Here is a 16,701-nt window from a genome sequence, read left to right on the forward strand (position 1 = left end):
AGGGTGGTACCGCGCTGAATTGGCGTCCCTGCACCGCGAAATTTCGTGCGTGAAGGAGAAACCGTGGCTGAAAATAACACCCCAGATCAGCAAACCGCCGCATCTGTCGGCAGCGTGTACCCGAAGGTCGATATGACCGACGGCAGCAATAATTTCCCGGCGATGGAGCGCATCGTCCAGGATTATTGGAAGAATGATCAGACCTTCCAGGCTTCGTTGGAGCAGCGTAAGGACGCGCCAGAATACATCTTTTATGATGGCCCGCCGTTTGCGAACGGCCTGCCGCACTATGGCCACCTGCTTACCGGTTACGTGAAAGACATCGTCCCGCGTTATCGCACCATGGCTGGTAATTATGTCCCGCGTGTGTTCGGTTGGGACTGCCACGGCTTGCCCGCTGAGCTGGAGGCTGAAAAGCAGTTGGGTATTAACCAGCGCCATGAGGTCGAAGAGATGGGGCTGGAGAAATTTAATGAGGTCTGCGCGACGTCGGTGCTGAAATACGCCGATGAGTGGGAAGACTACGTCAACCGCCAGGCGCGCTGGGTTGATTTTGACAACGGCTATAAGACCATGGACATCGAGTTCATGGAATCTGTCATGTGGGCGTTCAAGGAGCTCTATGACAAGGGCTTGATCTATCAGGGCTTCCGCGTGTTGCCGTATTCCTGGGCAGAGCACACGTCGTTGTCGAATCAGGAGACGCGCCTGGATGATTCCTATAAGGAACGCCAGGATCCTTCGTTGACTGTCTCTTTCCCACTGACGGGCACTCGCGCGGGCTCTGCTGCGGAAAAGACGCTGGCAGACAACCCGATCTTCCGTGACGTAGAAGCCGTGGCCTGGACGACGACCCCGTGGACGCTGCCGTCGAACTCCGCGCTGGCGGTTAACCCCAAGGTCACCTACACCGTCGTGCGGGTGGGCGAGAGCGGCTCGGAGGAATTTGTGGGCAAGCTGTTGCTGCTTGCCGACGACCTCCGTGATGCTTATGCCAAGGAATTGGGCAAAGATCATGAGGTGGTGCTCTCGCTGCCGGGTGCGGACTTGGTGGGCTTTACTTATGAGCCGATCTTCGGTTACTTCCCCAACCTGAAAAACGGCTACCAGATTTTGGCGGCTGACTACGTCACTACCGACGGCGGTACTGGTGTGGTCCACCAGGCTCCAGCTTTCGGTGAAGACGATATGTTGACGTGCCAGGAAGCAGATATCGAGCTGGTGATCCCGGTGGATGCCGATGGCGAATTCACCGCGGATGTGCCGGATTATCAAGGCCAGCTGGTTTTTGATGCCAACAAGAACATCATTCGTGACCTCAAGCAGACCGGCCGCGTGCTGCGCCACCAGGTTATTGTTCACTCGTATCCGCACTCGTGGCGTTCGGGCCATCCGTTGATCTACCGCGCGATGCCAGCGTGGTTTGTGGCCGTCACCAAGTTCCGCGATCGCATGGTGGAACTCAACCACAATGAGATTGAGTGGATCCCGGAGCATATTCGCGATGGCCAGTTTGGTAAGTGGTTGGAAGGCGCCCGCGACTGGAATATTTCGCGCTCTCGTTATTGGGGCGCACCGATTCCGGTGTGGATTTCTGACAGTGAGGAGTACCCGCGTGTCGACGTCTACGGTTCGCTGGACGAGCTGGAGCGTGACTTCGGCGTGCGCCCAACCTCGCTGCACCGCCCGGATATTGACGAGCTGACGCGCCCGAACCCGGATGATCCGACGGGCAAGTCCACCATGCGCCGCGTTCCGGACGTGCTGGACTGCTGGTTTGAGTCCGGTTCTATGCCGTTTGCGCAGAAGCACTACCCATTCGAGAACAAGGAATGGTTCGAGTCGCACAACCCGGCGGATTTCATTGTCGAGTATTCCGGCCAGACCCGCGGTTGGTTCTACCTTCTGCATGTGCTGTCCACGGCATTGTTTGACCGTCCGGCGTTTAAGAAGGTCGTTGCCCACGGCATCGTGCTGGGCGATGATGGGCTGAAGATGTCGAAGTCCAAGGGCAATTACCCGGACGTGAATGAGGTCTTTGACCGCGATGGTTCGGATGCGATGCGGTGGTTCTTGATGTCCAGCCCGATCCTGCGTGGCGGCAACTTGATTGTCACTGAGCAGGGCATTCGCGATGGTGTGCGGCAGGCGATTCTGCCGATCTGGAATGCGTATACCTTCCTGCAGCTGTATTCCAGCAAGCCAGCGCAGTGGTCGGTGGATTCTAGCGATGTGCGGGACCGCTACATTTTGGCCAAGACTCACGATCTTGTCGACGCCGTCGATACGGCGTTGGCGAATACCAATATTGCCGACGCCACCGAGGCCGTGCGTATCTACGCTGATGCGCTGACCAACTGGTACGTGCGTCGTTCGCGTGATCGTTTCTGGGAAGGCGATGAGGCCAACCCGGAGGCCTTCAACACCTTGTACACGGTGTTGGAGATCGTTTCCCGCACGGTAGCCCCGCTGTTGCCGCACGTTGCGGAGGTCATTTACCGCGGTTTGACTGGGAAGCGTTCGGTGCACCTGGCTGATTTCCCCGCTGCCAGTGATCTGCCTGCCGACGACGAGTTGGTGCACGCCATGGACTACACCCGCGCGGTGTGCTCTGCAGCATCGTCGGTGCGCAAGGCGAATAAGCTGCGTAACCGTCTGCCGTTGCCGAAGCTACTGGTGGCGATGCCACAGTCTGGCCAGTTGGCTGATTTCGCGGACATCATTCGCGATGAGGTCAATGTCAATGACGTAGAGCTGACCGATGATGTGGATGCGGTGGGCCGTTTTGAGGTCGTCGTTAACGCGAAGGTCGCTGGCCCTCGTTTGGGCAAGGACGTGCAGCGCGCGATCAAGGCTGTGAAGGCCGGCAATTATGAGCGTTCTGGCGATCTGGTGCTTGCCGACGGCGTCGAGCTGCGTGAAGGCGAATACACCGAGCGCCTGGTAGCAGCGGATCCAGATTCCACAGCGCAGATCGCGGGCCGGGAAGGCCTGGTGGTGTTGGATATGACGGTGACTGAGGAACTGGAAGCCAAGGGCTGGGCAGCTGATGTGATCCGCGGTATCCAGGATGCGCGTAAGGCTGCTGATTTTGCGGTCAGCGATCGCATTACCGCCACGCTGTCGGTTCCTGCAGACAAAGAAGAATGGGCGAACCGCCACCGCGAGCACATCGCGGGCGAGGTATTGGCTACTGATCTGCAGGTTGTCACTGAGCCACAGGAAGGCGACAATGTCTACCGCGTGCTCGATGGCGCGAGTGTTGCCGTGCAGCTGGCCTAGATGCCGGTCTGGTCAGTGTGCTGCCTGGCTTAGCGCCCCGCGCGGGTAACCACGTCAGCGATGTTGGATTCCACTTGATCTAAAACTCAAATTAACTCCGGAAATATTTTGACTAAACATCACCAGGTGCATGGGCACGTCAGGCGGGGTGGAATAAACCTATGCTGCACGCTGTTGTAGTTGTCATGGCAACTTTATTTAGTCCTTTGGAACTTGGTCGTTATACCTTGAAAAACCGCGTGACCATGGCGCCGTTGACCCGTCAGCGCGCAGGCCACAGCGGTGTGCCGAGTGAGCTGCACAAGAAGTACTATTCCCAGCGCGCTAGCGCCGGGCTCGTGGTCACGGAGGGGACGTTCCCTGCGTGGACGAACCGCGCGTTCCCGGGCCAGGCCGGAATCGTTGATGATGAGCAGGCAGCTGGTTGGCGCGAAGTCGCCAACGAAGTGCACGCAGCCGACGGTGTTTTGTTCATGCAGATCATGCACGGCGGACGCACGAGCCATCCGGATCTTATCGACGGCGCCCAAGCAGAAGCTCCCAGTGCGCTGGATTGGGGCGGTGACGTCCGTGGTTTTTCCGGCAAGATGGAGGCGCCAGTCCCGCGTGCGTTGGAGGCTGAAGAACTCCCACGCATCGTCGAAGAATTCCGTGCCGCTGCGCGCCGGGCTATCGACGCGGGCGTTGACGGGGTAGAGATCCACAATGCCAACGGATACCTGTTGCACGAGTTCATGGCTCCGAATACCAACCAGCGTGACGACGAATTTGGCGGCAGCCCGGAAAACCGGTGGCGCCTGCCGGAGATGGTTATTCGTGCCGTCGTTGCTGAAATTGGCGCTGACCGCGTAGGTGTGCGTTTCTCACCTGCGCACGTTGTGCAGGGAATTGTGGAAGATGACGAAGCTGACATGGTGGCAACCTATGGTGGCCTCTTGGATGCAATCGCTCCATTGAACCTGGCGTATGTGTCCTTTTTGCATGCGGAGCCCGAAGGTGAGCTGATTTCTGTTTTGGCGAATAAGGCCCGCGCCAACGGTGTGACCAAGGTGCTGATGAACGACGGTTTTGGTAGCGTCACCACAAAGCAAGACGCAGAGCGTGAGCTGGAACTGGAGCATGTGGATGCCGTCGTGGTCGGTCGTCAGCTTATTGCGAACCCAGATTTGGTTCGCCGGTGGGAAAAAGGCCTGGAGTTGAATGAGCCAGATGAGTCCACTTTCTACGTCGGCGGTGAACGCGGCTATATCGACTACAAAACCTACGAGGGCTAGTAATACGAGGGCTACAAGCTAGCCGGGTAACCGCTCGCCGGGTTATCGGTATCCCGCAGCAGGTGTTTGAGGTTGCGGGATCTGCGGGCCCGGGTAGTGCGCTTGCTGCCTGCATGTCGACAGATGGGGGTGAGTGATTCGAGGTTTTGTTATAAAATATTGACTTTCGTTTAGGGGAGGGGCTAGCCTGAGCGCAGGCTGGAAATTTCATTGGAAGAAACTTAGCGCATTGTGTTGCGTGCCAGTGTGTTTCTGCAGCTTATTGGGTTGTAGAAGGGGTTTGCTCTCAAGGATTACCAGTCTTAGTTTTCTTGGTATTTTGTCTCGGAAGGTTTCTTTATGAGCTTCAATAAGCGTGTTCTGGCGGCTGCCGCATTGTCTGTATCTCTCGTTGTCCCTACCGTTGCGCCAGTCGCGCAGGCAGTTGATTCACACCAGAATTGCAAGCAGCGTTATGTCAGTGGTTTGGATTTTAACTCACAGCCAGCGATTGCTGTTGCACAGCATTTGCAAAAGAACTGTGGTTTGACTGAAGAGCAGATTTCTCAGTTGAGCGTTGATGAGCTGAAGAGTGTTGCTAAAGAGCTGAAGAATAAAAACGGTGAAGCAGTTTTCACTGATGCAGAGATCAGCAGTCTCGATGCTGCACAGGTGAACCGGGCTGCTGTGGAAAGCTCTGGTGCTAATGAGGCCGGGCAAGCTGGCGGCCAGGATAACCCAGACGGCGATGCTGCCGACCAGCAGATGATTGTTTCGCCACAGGTAAACGACATCACAGCCGGTGACAAAGAGGTCACCGGAACGGTTCGCCTATACCCAAGCGAGAAGAACTACGAGTTTGCCGCTACTTTCCCAGGTGGTGCAGTTGAAAAGATCGCCGTAAAGGCGCCGGCTAAGGCTGCCACGGTCGATTTCAAGATCGCAGTACCACAAGGTGTTGAGCTGAAGGCTGGCGACGAAGTCTTCGTTACTCCTGTACCGAACACGGCCAACTCACAAACCGGTGAGGGGCCTGGTCAGACCATTGTTGTGAAGCCAGCTGACGTAACTGACAACGGCGATGGTGCTAATGAAAACGAAGACAAGAAGCCAGGTGCGGGTGCCAACGACGAAGAAGGTAAGAAGAAACCAGGTAACGATCTGTCTTCCAAGGGCAGCTCGGATGCTGGTAAAGCGATTGCCGCTGTAGCTGGTTTGGGTGGCTTGGCTGCGCTGGTAGCTGGCGTCGCGCACTTGCTCAACCAGAACTTGGGTGGCGTGCCATTCTTGCAGCCAATCCGTGAATTCTTGGCGCAGTTCAACATCCATATCTAAGAGTAGATGCCGATTTGCGTCTAACGCTCTGCAGTGTTCGCTGTAAATTATTGCTGTAAGTCAGCTAGCGATTACGGCTTTTCACCGGAGTACCTCAGATGACGAGGTACTCCGGTTTTTGCTATCAGCAGTTTCTAAGATCAGTCCTGAAGAAGACGCAGGATTGCCAGGTTATTTTTAAGTGGAAAACTGCTGGTAGTTGCCGGGTTTTGACAACCAAATCGATGACAGGCTAACTTGCTGCGACTGATTGATACGCATCTGTGATGAAAATCGACCTGGCAACAAGCTTGAAACATTAAAACCTTTGGAGTCGGGCTGCAACTCATCAAAGAACGATCTTTCTAAACATTGTTGTTGTACTACCTCGAAAGGTTGTTATGAATATCCACAAGCGTGCTCTTGCGGCATCTGTGTTGTCAGTTTCATTGGTTGCGCCGGTAGTTTCCCCGCATGCTCAAGCATCGGAGCCATATCTGGGATGTGAGCGCCTGCAGAAAGGTAGCGATTTTGATACCCGCGACGTCGAAGGTCACCTGGATGAACACTTGCGGCGCGGCTGCAAGTTGGTCCCTGAAGAGATTAAGAAACTAACTGAGCCGCAATTGCAGCAGGTACTGACCGAACTGGGTTATGATGGCCAACCCATCAACCTGGGCCGACTGCATGCATATTTGAATGCAACCGATGCAGAAAAAGACGGAGGTTTAGGGCCGCGCAGCATGCCAGGAGGTGAGGCAGAAGGCGAACTTACCTACGGAGTCACCGTTGATCCAGTGAAAGTGGGCGCCACCAAGGTGACCGGCACCGTTGTGATGAAGAAGGAAGAAAAAGAACTAACTATTTTTGCGGTCTTCCCACGCGTGTTAACTACAAGCATGACTGTTGATAAGTCTCGATTCGATGTGGCGGAAGAAGTGCCATTCGAGCTTGCAGTCCCTGAATCGCTTGTCCTTGAGGCTGGACAAATGATCACAGTTGGGGTGCAGGGACAGCAAGACCGTCAAACGAAAGTTACCGTTCAAGCAGCGGATTCAGGATCTACTGAAAGTCCAAACCCAGACCAGCAAAATCCTGAGCAGTCGGCTCCAGAAAAGCCAGCCCCGGATACTCCAGCACCAGAAAATCCACAACCGGATCAGTCTGCGCCTGAGCAGCAGAATCCTGACAATCCTGCACCAGGAAATCCTGGATCTGAGAAAAAGCCGGAGGATAAGACTCCTGAACACAAAACCCCGGAGCAGAAGAATCCTGAACCACAGGCCCCAGGTAAGCCACTACCGGACAAGAAGCCAGAGGATAAGACTCCTGAGCAGAAGAAGCCGGATGATCAGAAAAAGCCGAATCCAAAGAACCCTGGCGGCCAGAAAAACCCAGAACTAGACAAAGATGGTCTGCAGGGAAGCTCGAATATCGGAGACGTCTTCACAACGCTCGCTGCTATCGGCGGAGTAGTTGGTTTGATCGGTGGCATCTTTAAGCTGTTCACTCAAACATCACATGCTCCAGACTTGCTGCAGCCGTTGCGCGGATTCCTCTCGCAGTTCAACATCCGGTTCTAGTTCCGTAATCATTCATTCGCCCGAAAGGAAACCCATGATTCACAAGAAAATTCTGGCAGCCGCGGTATTGTCGGTTTCATTGGTTGCGCCGGTAGCTTCGGCTCTGGCTCCAGCTGCTCAGGCAGAGGAAACATCAGCTTATGCTGCTGCGCAAGCATCAAACACTTATGCTGCAGGTCAGGTGCTTGTCAACACAATCCACATTGGTGATAAACACATCACCGGCAAGGTGGAGTTTGCAGCCGGTGAGAAGTCGAAAGAGGTAGGGGCGCGTTTTGACCGCCGTGTGCACGTTGAGAGGACAACAGTGACGCGCGAGAACACTGGCACCACCGAACTCGTGCCGTTTTCCATCCCGATTCCGAATGCTTACGAGTTAGAAGAGGGAGAACCCATCACGGTGGGCATCGTCGGACACTTCGGTTCATTTAAGCCGGTCTTCGTCGAAAAGCGCATTAAACCAGAGCCTCCGAAGCCAGGCCAGACGCCCGGAGGCGACAATGCCCCAGGAGAAAAACCAGGTGCGACCCCGAAACCACCACAGCGTCCAGGTGGAGGCAACGGTGGCATGATGCTGGGTAGCTCCGGCTCGTCGAACCTATTCGGCTAAGCCAGGCTGGGCTATTGAGAGTGGCGGGTAGAAGCTGCTGTTTTATCAGTGCTTCTGCCACCACGGTGAACTATGAGCCGAAGCGTTGAGCGGGCAAGCCTGGTCGGATAAACCTGAACACGGTTGCCAATGGAATGCTCCGGTTTTGTTTCTAGACTTATATCTGGGGTTTCATTCAGGGTTCCAGTGGTGCCAATTTCGCACAGCCACTGCGGGATTTCCTTACTCACTTCAACATCAAGATCTAAGACTGCGTATCGCTGGGTATACCGCGGCTGTGTGCTTGTGGTTGACCGCAGACGGTGAAACTTCCCGGAGCGCCTCATTGAATGGGGTGCTCCGGTTTTGTGTTTTTTGGGGAGGGGCGCCGGCGTGTCTCAATTTGTGCGGTTGCTTAACTTCTCGGGTAGTTCGGTAAACCCCAAGCTTAACGATGGAGTTTTAATGAACTGTTCAGGTTATTTTTAACAGCAAAAGTACTGGTAATGGCCTTGTTTTGACAACCAAACAACTCACGGACTAGTTTTCTGCGATCGATCAACCAAGTGATTCGATGACAATGCCTTCTGGCAGAAGCCTGGGAATACCTGAATCCAGTGCTCGCGCTAGCGGAATCGAACTTTGACGATCAGTTCCCGTTTTGTTGTTTACTGCGAAAGGCCCTCTCATGCTTAACAAGCGAGTTCTGGCTACTGCCATTTTGTCCCTGTCCATCGCGGCTCCCACCGTCTCCAATCTTTCGCCAATTGCCCAGGCGGCGCCGTCGCACCTGGGTTGCGGCAAGCAGGTCGTCGAAGACGCCGGTTTCAAGGGGGATGTCTCGATTGTCGTCGCCAAGCATCTGAAGGTCTCGTGTGGGCTGTCGGTCCAGCAAATTGCTCAACTGTCGGATCATGAATTGACGCAGGTTATCGAAGAATTAGGTATCTCCAAAGCAAGGATTCAACCCAGCTTTGGTGCGAGCTGCAGCCGGCACCATTGACCAAAACACTGATAAGCCAGGAAACGGTGGAGGAACCGATGACCTCGATCGTGACTACCAGACCGGTGTGAGCGTAGACCGCATCAAAGCTGGAGCCCGGACCGTGACCGGTACGGTGTATCTCCAGGCAGACCAGGACGAGCAGAAAATCAGCGCAGCACTTCCGCGCCGTAACTTTGTCACAGTTACTGCGAAGAAGAAAAACCCGGGCAAAGCTGAATTGGTGAAATTCGAAATCCCGGTTCCGGAAAGCCTGCAACTGCGGGAACACCACCAGGTTTTTGTATACACGGGAGAGGGCGCACCGACGCCACAGCGCATCCGTAACGGTGGTGCTATGTTGCTGGTTGAAGCGGAAGGCTCAGGTGACGGAGAAGGTAGCGCGGATGGCGCAGATGATGGTGCACAAACGCAGCAGACGCAGATTCTTATCGACGAGATTGCTGCTGGAGCTAAGACAATAACCGGGAGAGTGAAACTGCCCGAGGGTGTCTCGGAGCAAAAGATTGCAGCATTTTTCCCAAGATCGCTGTTTGCGCAGGTGAGTGTGCAGAGCGCACAGAAGGATGCGCAAGGTTTTGCGAACTTTGAGATTGCGGTGCCGGAGAGCCTGAACCTACGGGTAGGCGACCAAGTCAAGATCGGCTCGGTCGGCAAGTTGGCGGAGATTCAAACCGTCGTGGTGAAGGCTTAGGTTAAAAATTTGCCAGACTGTTGGAAAGGGAAAGCCGTTGGCGGTGTCGGAGCAGCCAGCTAAGCACGCTAGCGGTCGAGAATCATATTGGGACGTTAACCCCAGGATTCTCCCATCCTTTTTCAAGCAGTTATTACAAGTTTTGGTTAAAGATTAACCCAAATATTTTGTTCCCGCCGCTTTCTGAAAGGCCTTTTACTATGCTTAACAAGCGCGTCGTCGTTGCTATCGCGGCCCTGGGGTCGCTCGCTATTCCTTCTGTTTCTGCTCTTTCGCCGGTTGCGCAGGCGCAAGAAATTGCACCGGTTGTTGCCGATGACGCTTCCAAGCAGGTTATTGTTGATCAACCTCGGGTTGGTGATGCGAAGATCACCGGCAAAGTCTTAGTTACAGAGGGAAAGAATTCGCAATCCGTGGCGCTTTTATTTGTGGGGCGCTCGCACAACGAACACGTGCAAGCAACTCGAGAAAGCACTACCGGATCGGATTTGGTTGCGTTTGAATATACTGTTCCGACGTCGCGCCCTCTGCAGGAAGGCGAAGCAATCACCGTAGGAATTCCTGGGAATCCAAAAACCTTCCAAACCGTCACTGTGCAAAAAGCTCTTACGCCAGAAACGAGCCCGGCACCAGTTCCGGCTCCGGGGAATGAGCAAAATCCGGAGGTAGAGCAACCGGCGCCACAACCGCAGGATAAAGAACAGCAGCCGGAGGACGGGAACAAACCAGGGGAGGGTCAGCAGTCCCCGATGCCGGAAGATGAGAAAGAACTGGAAGGTGAGGCTAAGCCGGAGAGCGAGGCTAAGCCAGAGGTCGAGGTTAAGCCAGAAGGCGAGCAGCCAGCCCCGAATCCTGAGGTTGAGAAGAAACCAGAGGGTGGTGAACAAAAGCCGACAGAGCCTAAGACTCCCGAAAACGAAGGCATGAAACCTGGCGACAAGAAGCCAGAAGATCAAAAGCCTAGTGAAGAAAAGAAACCCGAGGCTCCGAAGTCACCAGAAAAGAAGCCAGAGGATCCAAAACTTCCTGGTGAAGACGGTAAAAAACCAGAGATTGACAAAGGTGCATTGCAGGGAAGCTCGAATATTGGTGACTTCTTCAAGACCGTCGCAGCCATCGGTGGTGTAGTTGGAGTTGTCTCTGGCGTCGTTAAGCTATTCACTCAAGGTTTCAATGGTGCACACTTCTTGCAACCACTGCGTGATTTCCTTGCGCAGTTCAACATCAAGTTTTAACTCTGGTCCCGCGATTCTCCCGAAAGGAATTCTGCATGATAAACCAGCGTGTATTCGTAACGGCACTAGTTTCAGTGTCTCTCGTTGTGCCGGTGGCGGCTTCGGTGGCTACTGCAGCACAGGCACAACCTGTGGCATCCGTACAGAACCAGGCGTCTGATGCGGCGAAGCAGGTCATTGTTAATCCGGTGAAAGTCGGCGACACGAAGCTTACCGGCAAAGTACTGCTGGAAGCAGGACGTAAATCGGAGTACGTTTCTATTCTGTTTAACGACCGTGCCCACCAACAGACGGTGCTTGCCTCCCGCCAAGAAGCTTTTGGCTCGGATCTCGTATCTTTCGAGTATGCCATCCCGACGCTGTATCAACTGCGCGTGGGCGAGACCATTACGGTGGGTATCGCTGGCAAGCCGGAAACGTTCCAACAAATTCGAGTCGGCGAGGCTGATGTGCCCGCGCCGGGTGGAACGCCCGAGACGATGCCAGAGCACAAACCGGGTACTGACGATGGCCGTAGGCCAGCCCCAGGCCAGAGTCCTGAGGACGCTAAACCCGACGTCGCTAAACCCGACGACGCCCCAAAGCCTCCGCAGCGACCAGGCCTGGGCAATGGAGGATTGTTGAGTTCTAGCTCATCGAACCTGTTTGGTTAAAGCGTGGGGTAGGGCAGAACCACTGAACTAAAATCCTGGGCGGGCTTGGACAGAGTGTGAGCCTGTAAGATCGGAGTAAACCGAGAATGCATGATTATTTATCGTGTGACCGGTTTGCTCCGGTTTTTTCAATTCTGGAGTTTCCACCTCTTTCCATACTTGGCGGAAGTCAAAATAAGGTTGCGGTTCCTTGGTCGGCGAGAGCAATGTCTGCTCACACTTTCAATATGGGTGGGGTATCAGTGCAATGGCTCGTGTCTCAGGTCTCAAATAATAACGAAATATTGTTCTAAGTATCGCTATGCGGGCGCGCAAAATCGCCCACGAGCTTTCCGTGGCGGCGCAAGATAGCGGGGAACCACCGCAAATGACTGTCGCAGAGGTAGTTCGCTTAGGCCGGCTGCCGCATAAAGATAATTCTGACGACGGCATCATCGCTGCTTTAAACAGCGTCGGAATGCTGTACAAGGCACCAACGCCTTTGACGCATCTTTCCGGCCTGCCAGCCACTGACGACGTCGACGTGCGCCGATGCTGCTGGCTTTTGCTGAGCCACCATCACCACTGGCAATTGATGGTGTTGAACAGCTGAAGAAGTTCTTGTCTGAAAACTAGCCCAACGCTAACCGCGGATTAGTTCGCCAGCCTGGGCGGCAGCGATCATCCCCAGTGGCAGGCGCACCATTTCATCGGCACCCACATTGTAAGAGCGTGAGATAAGCCCCGTAATCAGATAGCTGCCGTCTGGTTGCGGTATGAGCCACGGATCGGCCACCGCGAATTCTGCCAGGGTAAATCGTGCGGTGGTGATCACGGTGCCTTTGTATTTGCGCACGCCATCGCCGTTTTCTGCGGACGCATCTCGGGTGAATGCCACGCGGTGTGCATCCACCTTGGTTGCTCCATTCTTGGCGTTTACCCCGCCTTTGGTGACCTCCGCGAAACGGAAGGCAAGGTCGGCGTCGAGAAGAAGATCAGGCTGGGGTGGTGCAGGGGTGTTTGGGCCAGGCGCGGGCGAGTAATTCAAGGGAATATAAAACTCCTCGGCCGCATTAATGGAACCTGCGCCGGGGTAGACGTATACGCCCCAATTATCGCCCGGGGTGGTTTCGGGCGGATCCACCACGATGCGGGCGGTGAAAGAGCCGTCGGCATGCATCGGTTGTTCCTGCCGTGCGATAGAGCGGCGCATGTCGATAGCACCTGCCGGAATGCTTTCCAAGGTGCCTTCTGGCATGACCCATGCCATGCGATCGTGCGGGTGCGTGCGGGTAGATGGAGCTGCGCCCTCGCTGGGCTTCCAGTGTGAGGGAAATGCGCCGTACAGTGCGAAGAGGCCATTGGGCACACCCGGTGGAACGGGGAACGGGAAGCCGCCTTGGTTAGCCTCGGGGGAGAATCCGGTGCCATGTACCAGCAGCACGTCGCCGCGGTGGACGGTTGCGCCTTCGACGGGGGTGCCGTCTTCGAAAGTCACGGTCACCTGTGGATTTTCAGAAACTTTTGGGAAAATAGGGAGGTCGTCCGGAATCACTGGGGTGGCGGCGTGGGCGTTCGGGGTGATTTCGGGAGTACCGGGAACAAGCGTGCTAGCTCCGAGGGCGAGGGTGAGCACGGCGGTGGAGAGTGATCTTGTGCGGAATGGGAGGTGAGCGTTCATATAACTCAGATTAATCCATGGTCAGGTTCGCCAATCTTAATTATGTATGTTTTGTGTCACCAGGGTGATGATCTGCTGGGGTGGTCACTGGATTGTGAGCGTCAGTCGCTGTTGTGTTTCGTGGGGTGTTTGATCTCTGACGTTAGAAGTGACTCCGCGCGCTCCGGGGAAGAGCAGAGTTGAAAACCGCTTTCCCAGTGCGAGGGAAAGGCGTTCTAGAGGTTTCGGACAGTAATCTGGTAAATCCCACTGATCCGCACCGCAAGGACGAGGATTTTGTAGATGTAAGGAAATGAGTATGGCACGATCAATTTATGGTATTGATGCGAATGATGCTTATGATGACGACGAGGTCTTATTCAATCTGTGGCAAGAATTCCTGACTGATTATTTACAGGAGTTCAAACACCCGGACGAAATCGATAAGCGCCTCGGCGGAGAATTTGTTCTGGTATTTGAGGATGCTGTCATCTCGCTGATTGAAGAAGACATCATGATCAGCGAGCAGTGGCTGGATGTGCTCGAAGCAGCCTATTTACCTCGACCCTCGGGATCGTGAAAAGTTTGCCGAATATGCCAAGCGTGTGCGTGCACATCACGCAAAGGCAGGCGCTTAACCCACAAGATTCACCACCAACCCGGCCCGATCATCATCGCGCCGGGTTTTGTCGTACCCGCATCAATAGCTTTCCTGGGAGGAGTCACTAATGGATTCCGCAACCGCTACCGCAGATAACTCGAATGCACACGCTGAGGAGATCCAAGAGCATGCCGAGATACTTCAGGAAGCATTCGACAAGCTGCAAGCACAGGTATTAGCTAATTCCGAATTAGTGGAGAAAAGGCGCGCTTGACGTGTGTTGCTACCAGCGACTTTGCATTACCCGTGCGCGCGAAGAAGCAAGTGATGGCGGGGGTGTGCTACACAGCTTTCAGCTCTTTGTACAGCCGGGGTATGTTTCTTAGGCCATAGCCTACTGCCATAGCAAAAGCTGCGTATAGGATAAGGGTCAGTTCAATAGGTCCGGGTAGGGCATTACTGACGATAAGCGCTACGCCGAGTGTGATGGTGATTATTTTTTCCATGATGGTTACTTCCTGCTGTAGGGTGGGGGTAGTAGACGAACCGGGAATCGAACCTGACTGACAGTACCCACCAGGGCTGAACATCTCACGGTGTAGGTATAACAAAATTCAGCGCGATGATCATCGGCCGGGCTGGTAGTTAATCTTAGTGGCTAGGCACTTGCCCCGGCGTGGTGAGCGCGTACTCGCTTGGCGTAGTCGGCGAATCGCTGCTGCCAATGGTCTGAAATGTAGACTGCTGTTTCTATGGCTTCCAGCCACTGCACACTGATCATAATATCTTCGTAAATTAGATCGCGGACAGCGAGCTCAAACGCTAATTCATATTCGCCTCCTATTGGTGCTGTTTCAACCACATCAGGATTACTAAACTCTTGTAAATAATCAGTAAGAAATTCTTCCCACAGGGCGATGAAAAGGTTGTCATCATAGCGTGTTTCCTCAACATCAATGCCGTGAATCATGAGGGCCATTTCTTCCCTTTCACTGGGATGAAAAATTCATATTTACTATAAGGTTTAGTCGGTTCCACAAGTTTACCACCTTTAACCTGCATAACCCCTTTTCCCGAATTGGATAGGCTGTTTTTAATACAGCAGTATGCTTTGAGCCTTTCCCTACAATATCCCAGCCTACTTCGGCGAGTACCCCATCAACCCATTTTCGGGCTTCACGATAGCTCCCTCTTGCCTGATAGCTCTCTGGATCTTCAATAGTCTTATGTACTGCATGAACAATATCTTGAGGTGTCCATTCTTCCGGGAAAACTGTTTTACCCTTTTCCTTAGAGCCATAAAGGTGTCCAAGGGGATCAGAAACTTCGTGAGCACTTCTACCGGTACGTCCAGGACCTTTACCTAATTTCCCAAGTTCGGAATACTTCCAGCCGAATAAGAAGTGGAATTACCTCCGCATACGCGGAGAAGAGGGACGCTAAGGGCAAAGGGGAAAGGCGGGCACGTCCGAACGGTGCCATGCCCAGCACGATTAGCGCGAAGAATTAGCAGCGCGGGCGCGTGGTTTTTCCTGGCGATGATCATGGGTACATATCACCAGCATGGCTAGGCAAGATGGTAACGCGTTACTTGCCGGATGGCTGGACTCCGCATAAATTGCGGCATCGTTTTGCGGGTGTGGCATATGCCGACGGTGGGCGCGATCTGCGAGCCGTGCAGGTTGCGTTAGGACATGCCAGTATTGCGACTACTCAAATTTATGTGAGTACGGATGATGATGCGGTAACGCGGTCTGTGCAAGCCGCTTGGAAGATCGCTATCTAGCGTGTTTAACATCACATAACACATGTCTACCGCGGTATGCATGTCTACTGTAGTTTGCGCTAGTATTAATCACAGAAAGAAGGTGATGATAATGATTGGTTTCATTGAAGCACTGTCAAAGTTAATGGCTTCGTTAATGGCTTCAATCGCTGGCCTAATAGCCGCGGTGGTGGGATACCGTAACCTAGACAAGGACCAGCGAAAGAAGTAAATCACCAAAGACCCCTGAGAGTCGGGGTGTCCGGGGGAAGGCCCGGGCACCTTTTGTCCTAGCAAAGGAATTTTCACCATGGAACGCTACATCTATCTTATGACCGCAATCTGCGCTAGCGCGGTACTAATCACGGGTGCCAGCGCGTGGGTGCTTATCCCACTGGTAGCCGTGGCAGGGGTTACTTACGGTCGTGCCAATGCCTAGCCCTATTGATCGCGTAGCTAGTGCCAAGTCTGCCTATGAGCAGGCAGAAAACGCACTAGCTAGCGCGCGCGATGATTATTATCAATCGATTGATGCTGCCGTTAATGCCGGGGTTTCCAAAATGGAACTGCACCGACGAACTGGCCTATCTAGAGCGATGCTATACCGCATCATTAACCGATCTGATCAATCTTCGCAGGGTGATGCGTGAAAAGCCTAGTTGACGCTAAGGTTTTGCAAGGCCCAAGCTAGCTCTTGTGTCACTTTCCAGCCGCGGCGGTCACTGTATGAAATTTCGCCCCTGATCGGTTTAGCCAGCGGCTGTTCAATAAATCCAAATTCTTTCAGTAACTTAGCGTGTTCCGTCCAGCGTAAATCAGCGTAAGTTGAATCATTGGGCATAAACCAATAATCAGGGTCTTCTACGTTTTTGCCTTGCGCGTGAAATTCCAGTCGCGGGGGCCGTGGCAATAGCGCGTCTTGTTTTACTTAGTTCACGACAAAGTGAGGATCATTGAAGTCTAAGTGTCCAACATTTCGAGTAGCCCAGGTGAGTGGAATTACCTCCGCATGCGCGGAGAAGAGCCACCCGGGGTCAGCACGTACTCGTAAAACCAGGAATTACCTCCGCATGCGCGGAGAAGAGACGCG

17 protein-coding genes and 1 pseudogene are annotated in these 16,701 nt (G+C 54.0%); 14 read left to right on the forward strand and 4 right to left on the reverse strand.

Annotation, left to right across the window (positions count from 1 at the left end):
* The first annotated feature begins 132 nt into the window (after nt 1-132).
* From ileS to B142_RS0105390, 10 genes are all read left to right on the forward strand, one after another.
* A complete protein-coding gene (gene ileS, locus B142_RS0105345) occupies nt 133-3,282 on the forward strand; it encodes an isoleucine--tRNA ligase (RefSeq protein ID WP_051067306.1) in 3,150 nt (1,049 codons plus the stop codon).
* Nucleotides 3,283-3,467: 185 nt separating this feature from the next.
* On the forward strand, nt 3,468-4,556 hold the full coding sequence (locus B142_RS0105350; protein ID WP_026167864.1) for an alkene reductase: 1,089 nt from the start codon (nt 3,468-3,470) through the stop codon (nt 4,554-4,556).
* 339 nt (nt 4,557-4,895) lie between these two features.
* Nucleotides 4,896-5,870 (forward strand): hypothetical protein, encoded by a 975-nt coding sequence (locus B142_RS0105355; protein WP_018120521.1) that lies wholly within the window; start codon nt 4,896-4,898, stop codon nt 5,868-5,870.
* A gap of 380 nt (nt 5,871-6,250) precedes the next feature.
* Nucleotides 6,251-7,432: a hypothetical protein gene (locus B142_RS0105360; protein WP_018120522.1), complete on the forward strand. Its 1,182-nt coding sequence runs from the start codon at nt 6,251-6,253 to the stop codon at nt 7,430-7,432.
* A gap of 34 nt (nt 7,433-7,466) precedes the next feature.
* Nucleotides 7,467-8,042 (forward strand): hypothetical protein, encoded by a 576-nt coding sequence (locus tag B142_RS0105365; RefSeq protein ID WP_018120523.1) that lies wholly within the window; start codon nt 7,467-7,469, stop codon nt 8,040-8,042.
* A 667-nt stretch (nt 8,043-8,709) separates the two neighbouring features.
* Complete coding sequence (locus B142_RS0105370) at nt 8,710-9,024, forward strand: hypothetical protein (RefSeq protein ID WP_018120524.1); 315 nt, start codon at nt 8,710-8,712, stop codon at nt 9,022-9,024.
* Nucleotides 8,999-9,718: a hypothetical protein gene (locus B142_RS0105375; protein ID WP_018120525.1), complete on the forward strand. Its 720-nt coding sequence runs from the start codon at nt 8,999-9,001 to the stop codon at nt 9,716-9,718. Before B142_RS0105370 ends, B142_RS0105375 begins: the two co-directional genes overlap by 26 nt.
* 200 nt (nt 9,719-9,918) lie before the next feature.
* Complete coding sequence (locus B142_RS0105380; protein WP_018120526.1) at nt 9,919-10,953, forward strand: hypothetical protein; 1,035 nt, start codon at nt 9,919-9,921, stop codon at nt 10,951-10,953.
* Nucleotides 10,954-10,988: 35 nt separating this feature from the next.
* A complete protein-coding gene (locus tag B142_RS0105385) occupies nt 10,989-11,606 on the forward strand; it encodes a hypothetical protein (protein WP_018120527.1) in 618 nt (205 codons plus the stop codon).
* A 301-nt stretch (nt 11,607-11,907) separates the two neighbouring features.
* Nucleotides 11,908-12,198 (forward strand): ATP-binding cassette domain-containing protein, encoded by a 291-nt coding sequence (locus B142_RS0105390; RefSeq protein WP_018120528.1) that lies wholly within the window; start codon nt 11,908-11,910, stop codon nt 12,196-12,198.
* 30 nt (nt 12,199-12,228) lie between these two features.
* On the opposite strand, the gene B142_RS11990 is transcribed toward B142_RS0105390, so the two are convergent.
* Entirely contained in the window at nt 12,229-13,266 is a 1,038-nt protein-coding gene (locus B142_RS11990; protein WP_236658172.1) for an HtaA protein, read from the reverse strand.
* A 298-nt stretch (nt 13,267-13,564) separates the two neighbouring features.
* Here B142_RS11990 and B142_RS0105400 point away from each other — a divergent pair, with 298 nt between their 5' ends.
* The gene (locus tag B142_RS0105400) at nt 13,565-13,825 is read left to right on the forward strand and encodes a hypothetical protein (RefSeq protein WP_018120530.1); all 261 of its coding nucleotides are present in this window, start codon (nt 13,565-13,567) and stop codon (nt 13,823-13,825) included.
* Between the two features lie 148 nt (nt 13,826-13,973).
* Nucleotides 13,974-14,120 carry a hypothetical protein gene (locus tag B142_RS13535; protein WP_018120531.1) on the forward strand — a complete coding sequence of 49 codons (147 nt, stop codon included), beginning with the start codon at nt 13,974-13,976 and terminating at the stop codon, nt 14,118-14,120.
* A gap of 384 nt (nt 14,121-14,504) precedes the next feature.
* Here the strand turns inward: B142_RS13535 and B142_RS0105415 are convergent, their stop codons facing one another.
* Together B142_RS0105415 and B142_RS14260 are read right to left on the reverse strand one after the other, a co-directional pair.
* Nucleotides 14,505-14,825: a hypothetical protein gene (locus B142_RS0105415; RefSeq protein WP_018120533.1), complete on the reverse strand. Its 321-nt coding sequence runs from the start codon at nt 14,823-14,825 to the stop codon at nt 14,505-14,507.
* A 10-nt stretch (nt 14,826-14,835) separates the two neighbouring features.
* Nucleotides 14,836-15,153: pseudogene (locus B142_RS14260) on the reverse strand (hypothetical protein); the annotation flags it as partial.
* 269 nt (nt 15,154-15,422) lie between these two features.
* On the opposite strand from B142_RS14260, the gene B142_RS14175 reads away from it, so the two are divergent.
* The gene (locus tag B142_RS14175; RefSeq protein ID WP_018120535.1) at nt 15,423-15,632 is read left to right on the forward strand and encodes a tyrosine-type recombinase/integrase; all 210 of its coding nucleotides are present in this window, start codon (nt 15,423-15,425) and stop codon (nt 15,630-15,632) included.
* 410 nt (nt 15,633-16,042) lie between these two features.
* Nucleotides 16,043-16,261 carry a hypothetical protein gene (locus B142_RS0105440; protein ID WP_018120538.1) on the forward strand — a complete coding sequence of 73 codons (219 nt, stop codon included), beginning with the start codon at nt 16,043-16,045 and terminating at the stop codon, nt 16,259-16,261.
* Between the two features lie 5 nt (nt 16,262-16,266).
* Here the strand turns inward: B142_RS0105440 and B142_RS0105445 are convergent, their stop codons facing one another.
* Nucleotides 16,267-16,452, reverse strand: a complete 186-nt coding sequence (locus B142_RS0105445) for a hypothetical protein (protein WP_018120539.1) — start codon at nt 16,450-16,452, stop codon at nt 16,267-16,269.
* Nucleotides 16,453-16,701: the final 249 nt, after the last annotated feature.

Origin of the sequence: Corynebacterium propinquum DSM 44285 (assembly GCF_000375525.1) — a bacterium.
Taxonomy (GTDB): Bacteria; Actinomycetota; Actinomycetes; order Mycobacteriales; family Mycobacteriaceae; genus Corynebacterium; species Corynebacterium propinquum.

Bases quoted from the DNA above. Each gene is read 5' to 3' on its own strand.
- ileS (WP_051067306.1), top strand. From the start codon at position 133: ATGACCGACGGCAGCAATAATTTCCCGGCGATGGAGCGCATCGTCCAG.
- B142_RS0105350 (WP_026167864.1), top strand. From the start codon at position 3,468: ATGGCAACTTTATTTAGTCCTTTGGAACTTGGTCGTTATACCTTGAAA.
- B142_RS0105355 (WP_018120521.1), top strand. From the start codon at position 4,896: ATGAGCTTCAATAAGCGTGTTCTGGCGGCTGCCGCATTGTCTGTATCT.
- B142_RS0105360 (WP_018120522.1), top strand. From the start codon at position 6,251: ATGAATATCCACAAGCGTGCTCTTGCGGCATCTGTGTTGTCAGTTTCA.
- B142_RS0105365 (WP_018120523.1), top strand. From the start codon at position 7,467: ATGATTCACAAGAAAATTCTGGCAGCCGCGGTATTGTCGGTTTCATTG.
- B142_RS0105370 (WP_018120524.1), top strand. From the start codon at position 8,710: ATGCTTAACAAGCGAGTTCTGGCTACTGCCATTTTGTCCCTGTCCATC.
- B142_RS0105380 (WP_018120526.1), top strand. From the start codon at position 9,919: ATGCTTAACAAGCGCGTCGTCGTTGCTATCGCGGCCCTGGGGTCGCTC.
- B142_RS0105385 (WP_018120527.1), top strand. From the start codon at position 10,989: ATGATAAACCAGCGTGTATTCGTAACGGCACTAGTTTCAGTGTCTCTC.
- B142_RS0105390 (WP_018120528.1), top strand. From the start codon at position 11,908: ATGCGGGCGCGCAAAATCGCCCACGAGCTTTCCGTGGCGGCGCAAGAT.
- B142_RS11990 (WP_236658172.1), bottom strand. From the start codon at position 13,266: ATGAACGCTCACCTCCCATTCCGCACAAGATCACTCTCCACCGCCGTG.
- B142_RS0105400 (WP_018120530.1), top strand. From the start codon at position 13,565: ATGGCACGATCAATTTATGGTATTGATGCGAATGATGCTTATGATGAC.
- B142_RS13535 (WP_018120531.1), top strand. From the start codon at position 13,974: ATGGATTCCGCAACCGCTACCGCAGATAACTCGAATGCACACGCTGAG.
- B142_RS0105415 (WP_018120533.1), bottom strand. From the start codon at position 14,825: ATGGCCCTCATGATTCACGGCATTGATGTTGAGGAAACACGCTATGAT.
- B142_RS14175 (WP_018120535.1), top strand. From the start codon at position 15,423: ATGGTAACGCGTTACTTGCCGGATGGCTGGACTCCGCATAAATTGCGG.
- B142_RS0105440 (WP_018120538.1), top strand. From the start codon at position 16,043: ATGCCTAGCCCTATTGATCGCGTAGCTAGTGCCAAGTCTGCCTATGAG.
- B142_RS0105445 (WP_018120539.1), bottom strand. From the start codon at position 16,452: ATGCCCAATGATTCAACTTACGCTGATTTACGCTGGACGGAACACGCT.